Source organism: Gluconacetobacter asukensis, assembly GCF_014174375.1.
GTDB classification, from domain to species: domain Bacteria; phylum Pseudomonadota; class Alphaproteobacteria; order Acetobacterales; family Acetobacteraceae; genus Gluconacetobacter; species Gluconacetobacter asukensis.
In genome coordinates, this window is the sequence record NZ_JABEQE010000001.1 from 520,497 (window position 1) to 532,083 (window position 11,587).

Genomic DNA, 11,587 nt, shown 5'->3' on the forward strand with positions numbered 1-11,587 from the left:
AGCGGAGCGGCCTTGACGGCCGTGAGCACCGAAGCACAGGAAACGCGCGTCGGATCGCTGCCAGAGCGTATTTCCAGGCAGGTTCTCAGTAGATGTCGAGCCGCCGTGCCGACGCCACATAATCGACATGCAGCACACCCCGCGCCACCCGCGCGAACGTGTCGGGATCGTCGAGCGCGAACGAGCCCATCAGCACACGCCCGCCCGCCTGGCCATGCACCATCAGCTTCTTGGCGTTGTAGCGGTTGAAGATCGTAGCGGCATCGCCAAGCGTTTCGCCCTGCAATTCCACCACGCCACGTTCCCAGTTGGTGGCCCGTGCCAGCTCGTCCGCCGTCAGGCCGCGCAGCCGGGGCGCCGATCCCGCCCCCATGGTCAGGCAATCCCCGGCCCGCAGCGTAAACCGCTCCCCGGTCCCCTGCCGGATCGCCACGGCACTGCCCGAAAGCAGCAACCCGGTCGTCCGGTCCCCCGCAATCGAGACCTGCACCCGCCCGACCGAACGAAATGTCAGGCTCCCGGCATCCAGCCGCGCCTCCCGCCGGCTCGACAGCACACACCGCCCATCCAGCAGCCGCGCAGCCGCGCCACCCACCAGCAGGCCGGAAAAGCAGTCGAGCCGCACCGTCCCGCCCGCAATCTCGACCGAGCGCGGCGCCGCATCCCGCACGCTGTAGAAGCGCCCCATTTCCCGCGACGGCGCCGGCCATGCACCAAGCGCCACACCCGCCGCCGCAGCCACCATCGCCCGGCGCGACAGACTCCGCGCCGGCAAGGGGTGCGGCGCAGCGAACGATTCCGGAGGGCGAACGGCCTGGGGCGCACCGGCCCCCGCACCCGGCCTCAGCGCCGCCGCGCGTTCCGTCGCCTGCCACACCACCTGCGCGCGGATCATCGCGCCACGATGGCGGATATCGGCGCCCAGCCAGCAGTCCAGCTCCCCCTGCTCTCCGGCGGTCAGCGCGGCGCGGTCCATCCGCGCCACCCAGTCCGCGGCGATGCTCTCAGGGGTTGGATTTTCCCTTCCGCAGGTCACCGGGCCCATGCCCGCCGCCCTGCGCCGGAAGATCCCGGCCGGCATAGGCCGTGCCGATGATCCTGAGCGCCCTGGCAAGCTGCTTTTCGACCACATTCTCCGAAACATTCAGGTGAAGCGCACATTCGCGTTGTGAATATCCATAAAAGCGGCGCAACACGAACACGTCCCGGCACCGGTCGGGCAGCTCGCGCGCGACCTGGTCGAGAAAACGCAGTTCCTGCCGCGCGGTCACCGACCGTTCGACCGCCTGCCCCTGGTCGGGAATCTCCGCGCCCGAAAAATCGGTCAGGGAATCGAACGAGACGATCCGTGCCTTGCGATAGTGTTGAAGAACCAGATTGCGCGCCACAGCAAAAAACCATGCACGCGGAAATCTGATGGATGTGTGGTCGGCCTCGGCAAGCTCCACCCAGGCCTGCTGGATGATATCGTCGCTCTCGATCCCCGAAAAACGCCGAAGCCAGCTCCGCACATCCCCCTCATGCGGAAGAACGTGGGTCGCCAGCCAATGATTTCGCTCTTCGGGAAGCAATGGACCACATCCAGTCGCACAAGGACGGCGCGTCGATAGCATGCGGCCCCGGCAGGAAATGTGATAAACTCGTGACATCCACGGCCGCCCCGCCGCACGCTGCGGCATGGAAGTCGCCCCCGTGGCGCGTTATGGTCGGGCCATGCCGATCCTGCCCTATATCGTCGCCGCCACCTTCTTCATGGAGTATCTCGACTCCACCATCATCGCCACGGCCTTGCCGGCGATGGCGCGCAGCTTCCATGTCGGCCCCAACGAACTCAGCCTGGGCATGACGGCCTACATGCTGACACTGGCGGTCTTCATCCCCATCAGCGGCTGGATGGCCGACCGTTTCGGCTCGCGCACCATCTTCGCCACCGCCGTGTCCATCTTCACCGCCGCCTCGATCCTGTGCGGCTTCGCCGGCAGCGTGAACATGTTCATCGCCGCCCGGGTGCTCCAGGGGCTTGGCGGCGCGATGATGGTGCCGGTCGGGCGCTTCATCGTCATGCGCAATACCGAGACCAGCCGCATGATCCAGGCGGTCTCGACCATCACCTGGCCGGCGGTGGTGGCCCCGGTGGTGGGGCCGACGATCGGCGGCATGATCGTGACCTTCACAAGCTGGCGCTGGATCTTCTTCATCAACCTGCCGCTGGGCCTGGCGGTGCTGGGCGTCATCTTCGCCGTGGTGCCGCAACAGTTCGGCGAGCGCCGCCCGCTGGACTGGGGCGGCTTCGTGCTGGGCGGCCTGGCGCTGACATCCATCCTGCTGGGCACGGAGCTGGCCAGCAACACCCGGGCCAGCCTCACCCTGGCCGCCCTGCTGTTCGGCGGCGGCCTGCTGCTGGCCATCGCCACCCTGCGCCACGCGGCGGCCAGCGCCCACCCGCTGCTCGATTTCGGGCTGATGCGCCACCCCACCTTCAGCGTCACCATGTCGGCCGGCACGCTCTCGCGCCTGACGATCGACGCCATCCCCTATCTGGTGCCGCTGCTGCTCCAGATCGGCTTCGGCCTCACCGCCTTCCATGCCGGGTCGCTGATGCTGGCCTTCGCGCTGGGCAATCTGGGCATGAAGATGTTCACCACCCGCATCCTCCAGCATTTCGGCTTCCGCACCACGGCGGCCGTCAACGCGGCACTAGGGGCGCTGTTCGTGCTGCTGGCGGGCACCATGGTGCCCGCCACTCCGGTCACCATCCTGCTGCTGGTGCTGCTGGGCTGCGGCATCACGCGCTCGATGCAGTACACGCTGCTGGCCACGCTGGGCTTCGCCGATATCGGCGGCCAGGAAAAGGGTGCCGCCAGCACGCTCCTCAGCGTCAACCAGCAGATGTGCATCGGCATGGCCGTCGCCTTCGCCGCCCTCACCCTGCGCCTGATCGCCACCCTGCGCGGCGAACACCCCGCGACCGACGCCTTCACCCAGACCGACTTCCACTGGGCCTTCCTGGTCGCCGCCATCCCCCTGATCCTGTCGATCCCCGGCTACCTGCGCCTGGACCGAACCGCCGGCGCCGCCTTACGCCAGGCCTCCTGAACCCCAGATAATCAGAAGTCAGTCCAAAAAATGAGTGCCGGAAACGTGGGCTGGTGAGCGAGAGTGCCGCGTAAGCGGCACGGCCGGCGTGTGTCCGCGAGCACCGGAGCACAGCGAACGCGCGTCGGATCGCCACCAGCGCGCGTTTACGGCACTCATTTTGTTTACGGCGCTAATTCTGGCGCCAGGGCAGGCCGTCGGCTTTCCAGCCGGCCTTGGCACCACGATGCCCCTCCGCATCCAGCGGCCCCTCGAATCCGTTCGCCACGTTGAACACATGCGTGAACCCCGCCATCCGCGCCGCCATGGCGGCGGAGTGGCTGCGCGCGCCGGAACGGCAGATGAAATGGATCTCATGCTCCGGCGTCAGCCCCGCCGCCTGGAGCTGCTCCAGGAAGCGCGGATTCGGCTGGCCGGTCATCGCCTGCCACGAGACAGGGATCACCTGCTTGCCCACCGACGCCAGGTCGGGCAGGCCCACGAACATCCATTCCGCATCGGTGCGGACATCGACCAGCTGCGCCTGCGGGCGATTGCCCAGCGCGTCCCAGGTTTCGGTGGGGGCTACGTCCTCGATCATCTTGTGTCCCATCGCAAGAATGCACATTGTGCGCCTGAACGGGCGCCCGGCCCCGGCCGGGCGCATTCCGGCGGCACCCAGCCGCCACGCACGTTGCGGAGAAGGTGCTGCGTTATGGGCCAAAGTGCAAATCCCATCGGCTGGACAACCTCGTCCACCGACATGACTGCCGCGATCGGCCACACGCCGCTGATCCGCCTGCGCCGCGCGTCGGAGCTGACAGGGTGCGAGATCCTGGGCAAGGCGGAATTCATGAATCCCGGCGGCTCGGTCAAGGACCGCGCGGCGCTGGCGATCATCGACGACGCCGAGCGGCGCGGCGTGCTCAAGCCGGGCGGCACGGTGGTCGAGGGCACGGCGGGCAATACCGGAATCGGCCTCACGCTGGTCGCCAACGCGCGCGGCTACCGCTCGGTGATCGTGATGCCGGAGACCCAGAGCCAGGAGAAGATCGACTTCCTGCGCATGATCGGCGCCGACCTGCGCCTGGTGCCGGCCAAGCCGTTCCGCGATCCGGGCAATTACGTCCACGTCTCCCGCCGCCTGGCCGAGGAAACGGGCGCGGTCTGGGCCAACCAGTTCGACAATCTCGCCAACCGCGAGGGCCACCGCGCCACCACCGGCCCCGAGATCTGGACCCAGACGGAAGGCAGGATCGACGCCTTCACCTGCTCCTGCGGCACCGGCGGCACGCTGGCCGGCATCGCCCTGGGCCTGGAGGATTCCGCCCGCGCCGAAGGCCGCGCCCGCCCCCGGATCGTGCTGGCCGACCCGGAAGGCTCGGCCCTGTACGGCTGGGTCAAATCCGGCGACCTCAGCGTCAGCGGCAGTTCGATCACCGAGGGCATCGGCCAGTCGCGCGTCACCGGCAACCTGGAAGGCATCGCCATCGACGACGCCGAACGCATCCCCGACCCCGAGGCGCTGGAGCTGATCTACGAGCTGCTGATCCAGGAAGGCCTGTCGATCGGCGGCTCGTCGGGCATCAACGTGGCGGCCGCCATCCGCGTCGCGCGCAAGATGGGCCCCGGCCACACCATCGTCACCATCCTGTGCGACGGCGGCAGCCGCTACCAGTCCAAGCTCTTCAACCCGCCTTTCCTGCGCGAGAAGAACCTGCCCGTCCCCGCCTGGCTCACCTGACAGCCTGAGCGAAAATGCGCGCTGACGGCGATCCGACGCGCGTCTCCTGTGCTTCGCGGCGGGCGGCCATCAAGGCCGCTCCGCTCCGATGCTCGGAAACACACACCGGGCACGGCCCTGCGGGCCGCTCTCGCTCGGCAGGCCGACTTTTCAGACAGCCTCCAAGCCCGCCATAAAAAACCCCGCGACCGGCACGCCGGCGCGGGGTACCCGCCAATCCACAGGCAGCCTTTCACTACGGCACCGGCTCGGCCGCATCCTTCCCTTCGGCCACGGCCGGCACCGCATCCGGGCGCGACGTATCGCCCATCAGCAGTGCCACCAGAATCACGCAGACCAGCCCCGCCCCCGCCAGGATCAGGAAAGCCAGCGAGGCCGAGCGGTCGGCCACCGTGCCGGCCAGCGTGGTCGAGAAGCTGGCCCCCGCCCCCATGGCCAGCCCCAGAATGCCCATGCACATGTTGAACCGGCCGCTGATGCGCGTCAGGTCGGCGGCCACCAGCGGCATCATCACCCCGAACGATGACGAGCTGATCCCGTCCAGCAGCTGGATCGCGACGATCAGATAGGGGTTGGTCGTCGTCGCCAGCAGGGCGGCCCGCAATGGCAGGGCGGCAAAGGTCACCAGCATCACCGGCCGCCGCCCGATCGTTTCCGCCAGCCGCCCGATGACCGGCGACAGCGCCGCGCCGACCAACTGCGGCAGCAGGATGCAGGCCGCGATCACGATCTCGGCAATATTGCCCGCATCCTTCGTCACCTGCCCCGCCGCCAGCGACAGGATACCCGCCGCCGACAGGTGGAAGAAGGCAACGCAGATCGCAAAGGCGAACAGCCGCCGGTCGCGCAGCAATTCCCACATCGCCCCCTTGGTGCGGGGCGGCCGCTCGCCCTCGGCCACGGCAGCGGTGTTGATCGAGGCCGGGGCTTCGACCGGCTCGATCATCATCAGCGCCATCAGCCCCGGCATCGCCAGCGCGGCACCGAGGAAGAACGTGGCCTGGGGCGACACCCAATAGCCCACCGCCCCCATCAGCCCCGAGCCGATGGCATTGCCGATGGACGCAAAACTGGCATTGCGGCCGAATCGCTCGCCCAGCAGCCCCTTGCCGTCATCGGGCAGGCGCAGCACCTGCGCCGCCACCACCGCCAGGGTGATGGCACCGATCGCCGGCGTCAGCGTGCAGCTCGCCAGCCCGTGCAGAACCTCCGCCAGGGCGACGGGCATCTGCTGCGGGAAGATGGCCAGCAGCAGGCACGAAAAGATCACGGCGAGAATCGACAGCGCCGCCACGCGATGCTTGTCGCGCAGCCGGTCGACCAGCATCCCGGCCGGAACCTGGCTGACCATGGCGGTGACCGACCCGATGCTCAGGACGTAGCCGATCTGGCCCTGCGTCCAGTGGGCGCCGGTCAGATACACCGCGATGAACGAGCCGAAAGAAGCCTGCAGATTTCCGACGAAGAAATTGAGCAAATCCAGCCCGCGCTGGCTGTTCCTGGGCAGTTTCACGCAGGGCCGTCCCCGCGCTGTCCCTTGTCGCGCCGCCTCATCGCGCCATGAACCCCGACCGGCCGGCAGCGGCATGCCCCGCGGGCGGCCCGTCTCCCCCGCCACCCGGCGCGGGGGGCACCAGCGGCGGCGGCGCGGGCTGGGGTTCGACCGATAGCGGCCCAGGCTCGGCCTCGGCGGGGGCCACCACCGGGGCCACGGGTGCCGCCGCCGGCGGCGCCGGCACCACGGGCGCGGGCGGCGGGGCCTGAACCACCGTCACATCCATCGAGGTCGGGTCATAGGCCGGGGCCGAACGGACCCCCGCCCCGTCGATGCGCAGCTTGACCGGGCTCTTCTCCGTCAGCCCGCCCATCACGAACGCATCCCACGCAATGGCGATGCGCCGGTTGCCCACCCCCAGAAAACCGCCGACATCCACCACCACGGCCGCCGGACGCCCCTCCTGGTCCAGCAGCACGTCGATCACCTGCCCCACATGGCTGCCATCGGGCGCCACCACGTCGCGGTCGATCAGGCTGCCCAGCCGGTGCGCGGCGGTGGCCGGCGCGGCATGGCCATGCCCGGTCTGCGCCGGCGGCGGCGCGGCCAGCACGACCGGCGGCGGCGCCGTCAGCTCCGGCAGGTCGCCCGTCGGCATGTCCCGCGCGGGATTGCCGAGAAAAGGCACTCCCGGCCCGCCATCCGGGCCAGGCACCACCGGGTCGGCCGCGCGAACGGCACCGGCCGACAGGACAAGAAGGGCCGACAGCGCACCGAACAGGACCGCCGGGCGTACGAAACGGCCGGGCGTACGCGCGACCGGGGACAGGGTGGAATGTTCCATTCCCAATCCTGTGCATGAACCGGGCGCTCCTGTCACAGGCTTCCAGCGGGTCCATCGCGTTTTTTTTCCGGCCCCGCCCCTTCCGGGCCCCGATTGCAACCGAATGAAACACCGGCTGCACGGCACGAAAAAGCGCGGTAGAATGAAGGCATGGAGCCCCTGCCTCATATTCTGGTCGTCGACGACGACCGCGAAATCCGCGATCTTCTCGCCCGTTTCCTCGAACGCAACATGTTCCGCGTCACCACGGCGCGCGACGGGCGCGAGACCCGCAAGGCGTGGCAGGCCGGCCATTACCAGATCGTGGTGCTGGACCTGATGCTGCCCGGCGAAACCGGTCTGGAACTCGCCCGCTGGCTGCGCGAGCAGGCCAATGTGCCCATCATCATGCTGACGGCGATGGGCGAGGAGACCGACCGCATCATCGGCCTGGAAATGGGCGCCGACGATTACCTGCCCAAACCCTTCAACCCGCGCGAACTGCTGGCGCGAATCCGCGCCATCCTGCGCCGGACCAGCGAGGCCGCCACCCTGCGCGGCGCCGGCGGCCCGTCCCAGTGCCTGCATTTCTCGGGCTGGACGCTGGACGCCACGCGGCGGCGGCTGCTCAACCCCGACGGCACCGAGGTGGCGCTGACGGGCGGCGAATACGACCTGCTGACGGCATTGCTCGACCGCGCCAACCGGGTGCTGACCCGCGACATGCTGTTCGACCTGCTGCGCGGCCGCCAGGCCGGCCCCTTCGACCGCGCGATCGACGTCGCCATCAGCCGCCTGCGCCGCAAGCTGGAAGATAACGGCCGCAACGCCCAGCTCATCAAGACCGTCCGCGGCGGCGGCTACGTGCTGGCATCCGATGTCGAACGAAGCTGAAGACCGACGCTGAATGAACGCCGCCGATTCGGGCCCGGCCACCCGCACGCCCCGCCTGCCCCGCCGCGTGCTCCGCTGGTTCTGGCCCCGCTCGCTGGCCGCCCGTACCAGCCTGCTGCTGATCGTCGGCCTCGGGATCATCGAGGCCATCGGGCTGACCGTCCACGCGCTGGACCGCATCGATTTCGACCGCCGCATGATCCAGCAGGAAAGCCAGAATCATGTCGGCATGATCTATCGCTCGATCGTCGAGACCCAGCCGCAGGACCGCGAGGCCGAACTCGAGGCCCTGCACCCGCCCGCGACCTTCCACATCGCCCTCACCCCCGGCCCCGACCCCGACATGGTCGAACAGACGGCCGACGACCCGATGGCCCATATGCATATGGGCCAGCCCCCCTTCGGGCATGAGCCCTTCGACCGGCCGCCCTTCGCCCGCTCGCCCCAGGGCCAGCCGCCGCTGCCGCCCCACCTGCGGCCGCGCCAGATCCTGTTCAGCATGCCGCACGGCTCGCCCCGGCGGGCGGTGGCGTTCCTGCTGCCCGACGAGACACGGTGGCTGACGATCCGCTACACCCTGCCGGCGCCCAATCCGTTCCGCTCCCCCACCTTCCCCACCGCCTTCGCGCTGATGACGGTGGCCGGCGGCGTGCTGATCGTCTGGGGCGTGCGGCGGCTGGTCGCGCCCGTCGGCACCCTGGCGGCAGCGGCCGAGGCCCTGGGCCGCGACGTCAACGCCCCGCCGATGTCCGAGGACGGCCCGCTGGAAATCGCCCGCGCGGCGCAGGCCTTCAACACCATGGCCAACCGCATCAGGCGCTTCCTGACCGACCGCACCCTGATGCTGACGGCCATCGGCCACGATCTGCGCACCCCCATCACCCGCCTGAAGCTGCGGGCCGAATTCGTCGAGGACGACGAACTGCGCGGCAAGTTCCTGGCCGACCTGGACGAGCTTGAGGCCATGGTCTCCGCCACCCTGGCCTTCGGGCGCGACACCTCGCGCCGCGAACCCATGGGCCGGCTGGACCTGACCGCCCTGCTCCAGACCATCCTGGACGAAGCCGCGGAAACCCACCCCGACCAGGCCGACGCGATCGGCTTCGCCGCCCCCCCGCCGGCGGTGACGATCGAGGCCCGCCCGGTGGCGCTGAAACGCGCGCTGAACAACCTGATCCAGAACGCCATCCTCTATGGCGGCGGCGCCCAGGTCACGCTGGAAACGCCGCTGCCGGAAAACGAGGGCGAAAGGCTGGTCACGGTCCTGATCGAGGATAACGGTCCCGGCCTCCCCCCCGAGGACCTCAACCGGATGTTCGAACCCTTCGTTCGCGCCGAAATCAGCCGCAACCGCGAAACCGGCGGCACCGGCCTCGGCCTGGCCATCGCCCGCAACATCATCTGGGGCCTCGGCGGCGACATCCGCCTGGGCAACCGCACGCCCCACGGGCTACGCGCCACCGTCACCCTGGTCTGCTAACGCGCCTGGAAATGCGCGCTGATGGCTTTGGCGGGAAAGTGGAATGTCAGGTCTGTTGGAAAAGATAGAGAACCCGTCCTTTCCCTGGTGACCCCTATCGGATCATTCATCCGTGTCAGTCGCGCGATATGGACAGGCCCGCGAGAAGCGGCGCGTACGCGGCGAGCCTGCGGGATACGAACGCGGTGAAGAGCCGCACGCGCTTCGTCTTGCGTGTCTCTCCCTGCGTGAGAAACCAGAGCGTTCCATGCCTGTGCAGGTCGGTGCCCGGCACCCTCGCCAGCAGGGGGTCGGCATCGCCGACGAAGCACGGCAGTTTCGTCATCCCGATCCCTTGCCGCGTTGCGACGATCTGCGCCTCAGCGTCCGGGGTCCTGAACGGAACCCCTGTCGTGTGAACCTCTCCTCCGCGGGCCCAGCCCGGAAGTCCATTATTGTTTATGACGATCCAGCGGACAGGATCGGCCACACCGGCACGCCACGCGGTCAGGCGATCGCGCGACATATAGATGCCGCTGGACAATTCGGGGCCTGGCAGGCCGTGAAGATTGGGCGGCAGTGTTTCCCGGTCCAGCACGATACGGATCGCGACGTCGGCTTCCCGGTTCGTCAGATTCGCGACCGCGCCGCTCGGCAGGATCTCCATCTCGATGTCCGGATGCATGCGGGCAAAATCAGCAAGATCCGGCATAAGCAGATGTGTCGCGAGGAACGGCGGCAGCGTCACGCGCAAAAGCCCGCGCACGCTCTGGTCGCGACCGAAAACGCGCGTCTCCAGCTGGCGCGACGACGCTTCCATCTGGTTCGCGAACTCAAGGATCTCCTCGCCCGCTGCCGTCAGGCGATAGCCCGCAGGCAGCTTTTCGAACATGTGCGTCCCGAGCTGCTCTTCAAGCTGAGCGATCCGCCGCAGCACGGTTGAATGGTTTACCCCCAGATGCCCGGCGGCAGCCCGCACCGAGCCGCCGCGCGCGACGGCAAGGAAGTAGCGAACATCGTCCCAATCGATCATGGTGCACTCCGGCACCGCACGGTGCGCCTTCCAAAGCCCATATCCGCCGCATCGTGCGCCATGACGCGCCGTCATCATAGCGTATGGCGACGAATTTTCTCCGGCTTTCAAACGGCGATGACTGATCGTCCGAAGGCCGTCAATCGTTCAGCCGGTTCGATTTCGCACCACCGATGTGCGCGCTTTCACACTCAACGCCTGACGCCGCCAGACCTATGTCGAAGGTCTCGGGGATCTCCCCGAACGATCGAAAACGGAGCCTGAAGGGAAAGATCATGGGAAAGCTCGACGGTAAGGTTGCAGTCATCACGGGTGGATCGAGCGGCATGGCGCTGGCGAGCGCCAGGCGGTTCGTTGAAGAAGGCGCCTATGTGTTCATCACCGGCCGAAGACAGGAGGCTCTGGACGAGGCCGTCAAGCTGATCGGCCGGAACGTGACCGGCGTACGCGGCGACGCGGCCAATCTGGACGACCTCGACCGCCTGTTCGATACGGTCAAGCGGGAAAAGGGCAGGATCGACGTCCTGTACGCAAGCGCCGGCACGGGCGAAGCCGCCCCGCTGGGCGAGATTACCGAGCAGCATTTCGACACGACCTTCAACCTGAATGCGCGCGGCACGCTGTTCACGGTTCAGAAGGCGTTGCCGCTGTTCAACGATGGCGGATCGATCTTCATGACCGGGTCGGTTGCTTCGCTCAAAGGTTTCCCTGGTTACAGCGTGTATGCGGCGAGCAAGGCGACGCTGCACGCATTCGCACGCGGGTGGCTCAACGAACTGAAGGGCCGGAATATCCGGGTGAACGTGCTGCACCCGGGGCCGATCGCCACACCGATGCAGGACCAGGTCCTCACCGAGGAAGCGAAGCGGATGTTCGAATCCCTGATCCCGCGGGGAACGATGGGTCGTCCCGAGGAAATCGCGGCGGCCGCGCTGTTTCTCGCCTCAGACGAGTCCAGCTTCGTGAATGGGGTGGAACTGTCTGTCGACGGCGGCTTCTCGGCCATCTGAAATCGTGCCGGATCGCGGGAAGCGGCCGACCGGCGGGAACCAGCATGTCCATGG

At 68.2% G+C, this 11,587-nt stretch carries 11 protein-coding genes; 5 read left to right on the forward strand and 6 right to left on the reverse strand.

Annotation, left to right across the window (positions count from 1 at the left end):
- Nucleotides 1-85 precede the first annotated feature (85 nt).
- Nucleotides 86-1,036: a DUF4880 domain-containing protein gene (locus HLH35_RS02310; protein WP_182977566.1), complete on the reverse strand. Its 951-nt coding sequence runs from the start codon at nt 1,034-1,036 to the stop codon at nt 86-88.
- Nucleotides 1,005-1,679, reverse strand: coding sequence for an RNA polymerase sigma factor (locus HLH35_RS02315; protein ID WP_338029268.1), 675 nt, complete (start codon nt 1,677-1,679; stop codon nt 1,005-1,007). Before HLH35_RS02315 ends, HLH35_RS02310 begins: the two co-directional genes overlap by 32 nt.
- On the opposite strand from HLH35_RS02315, the gene HLH35_RS02320 reads away from it, so the two are divergent.
- Nucleotides 1,678-3,096, forward strand: a complete 1,419-nt coding sequence (locus HLH35_RS02320; protein WP_246384767.1) for an MFS transporter — start codon at nt 1,678-1,680, stop codon at nt 3,094-3,096. The genes HLH35_RS02315 and HLH35_RS02320 overlap by 2 nt on opposite strands.
- A 172-nt stretch (nt 3,097-3,268) precedes the next feature.
- On the opposite strand, the gene HLH35_RS02325 is transcribed toward HLH35_RS02320, so the two are convergent.
- Nucleotides 3,269-3,676, reverse strand: coding sequence for a rhodanese-like domain-containing protein (locus tag HLH35_RS02325; protein WP_182977568.1), 408 nt, complete (start codon nt 3,674-3,676; stop codon nt 3,269-3,271).
- Nucleotides 3,677-3,790: 114 nt separating this feature from the next.
- Between HLH35_RS02325 and HLH35_RS02330 the strand changes: the two genes are divergently transcribed.
- On the forward strand, nt 3,791-4,819 hold the full coding sequence (locus HLH35_RS02330; RefSeq protein WP_182977569.1) for a cysteine synthase A: 1,029 nt from the start codon (nt 3,791-3,793) through the stop codon (nt 4,817-4,819).
- A gap of 235 nt (nt 4,820-5,054) precedes the next feature.
- Here HLH35_RS02330 and HLH35_RS02335 read toward each other — a convergent pair whose 3' ends face one another.
- Both HLH35_RS02335 and HLH35_RS02340 read right to left on the reverse strand, forming a co-directional pair.
- Nucleotides 5,055-6,332, reverse strand: coding sequence for an MFS transporter (locus HLH35_RS02335; RefSeq protein WP_338029269.1), 1,278 nt, complete (start codon nt 6,330-6,332; stop codon nt 5,055-5,057).
- Between the two features lie 37 nt (nt 6,333-6,369).
- The gene (locus HLH35_RS02340; RefSeq protein ID WP_182977571.1) at nt 6,370-7,158 is read right to left on the reverse strand and encodes a PRC-barrel domain-containing protein; all 789 of its coding nucleotides are present in this window, start codon (nt 7,156-7,158) and stop codon (nt 6,370-6,372) included.
- A gap of 150 nt (nt 7,159-7,308) precedes the next feature.
- Here HLH35_RS02340 and HLH35_RS02345 point away from each other — a divergent pair, with 150 nt between their 5' ends.
- Both HLH35_RS02345 and HLH35_RS02350 read left to right on the forward strand, forming a co-directional pair.
- The gene (locus HLH35_RS02345) at nt 7,309-8,031 is read left to right on the forward strand and encodes a response regulator (protein ID WP_182977572.1); all 723 of its coding nucleotides are present in this window, start codon (nt 7,309-7,311) and stop codon (nt 8,029-8,031) included.
- Between the two features lie 13 nt (nt 8,032-8,044).
- Nucleotides 8,045-9,511 (forward strand): ATP-binding protein, encoded by a 1,467-nt coding sequence (locus HLH35_RS02350; protein ID WP_182977573.1) that lies wholly within the window; start codon nt 8,045-8,047, stop codon nt 9,509-9,511.
- 115 nt (nt 9,512-9,626) lie between these two features.
- On the opposite strand, the gene HLH35_RS02355 is transcribed toward HLH35_RS02350, so the two are convergent.
- Nucleotides 9,627-10,523 carry a LysR family transcriptional regulator gene (locus HLH35_RS02355; RefSeq protein ID WP_182977574.1) on the reverse strand — a complete coding sequence of 299 codons (897 nt, stop codon included), beginning with the start codon at nt 10,521-10,523 and terminating at the stop codon, nt 9,627-9,629.
- A 275-nt stretch (nt 10,524-10,798) separates the two neighbouring features.
- Between HLH35_RS02355 and HLH35_RS02360 the strand changes: the two genes are divergently transcribed.
- Nucleotides 10,799-11,533: an SDR family NAD(P)-dependent oxidoreductase gene (locus HLH35_RS02360; protein ID WP_182977575.1), complete on the forward strand. Its 735-nt coding sequence runs from the start codon at nt 10,799-10,801 to the stop codon at nt 11,531-11,533.
- Nucleotides 11,534-11,587: the final 54 nt, after the last annotated feature.

Coding starts and splice junctions, on each gene's coding strand:
- HLH35_RS02340 (WP_182977571.1), bottom strand. CDS start 7,158: ATGGAACATTCCACCCTGTCCCCGGTCGCGCGTACGCCCGGCCGTTTC.
- HLH35_RS02360 (WP_182977575.1), top strand. CDS start 10,799: ATGGGAAAGCTCGACGGTAAGGTTGCAGTCATCACGGGTGGATCGAGC.
- HLH35_RS02325 (WP_182977568.1), bottom strand. CDS start 3,676: ATGATCGAGGACGTAGCCCCCACCGAAACCTGGGACGCGCTGGGCAAT.
- HLH35_RS02315 (WP_338029268.1), bottom strand. CDS start 1,679: ATGCCGCAGCGTGCGGCGGGGCGGCCGTGGATGTCACGAGTTTATCAC.
- HLH35_RS02355 (WP_182977574.1), bottom strand. CDS start 10,523: ATGATCGATTGGGACGATGTTCGCTACTTCCTTGCCGTCGCGCGCGGC.
- HLH35_RS02320 (WP_246384767.1), top strand. CDS start 1,678: ATGGAAGTCGCCCCCGTGGCGCGTTATGGTCGGGCCATGCCGATCCTG.
- HLH35_RS02350 (WP_182977573.1), top strand. CDS start 8,045: ATGAACGCCGCCGATTCGGGCCCGGCCACCCGCACGCCCCGCCTGCCC.
- HLH35_RS02345 (WP_182977572.1), top strand. CDS start 7,309: ATGGAGCCCCTGCCTCATATTCTGGTCGTCGACGACGACCGCGAAATC.
- HLH35_RS02330 (WP_182977569.1), top strand. CDS start 3,791: ATGGGCCAAAGTGCAAATCCCATCGGCTGGACAACCTCGTCCACCGAC.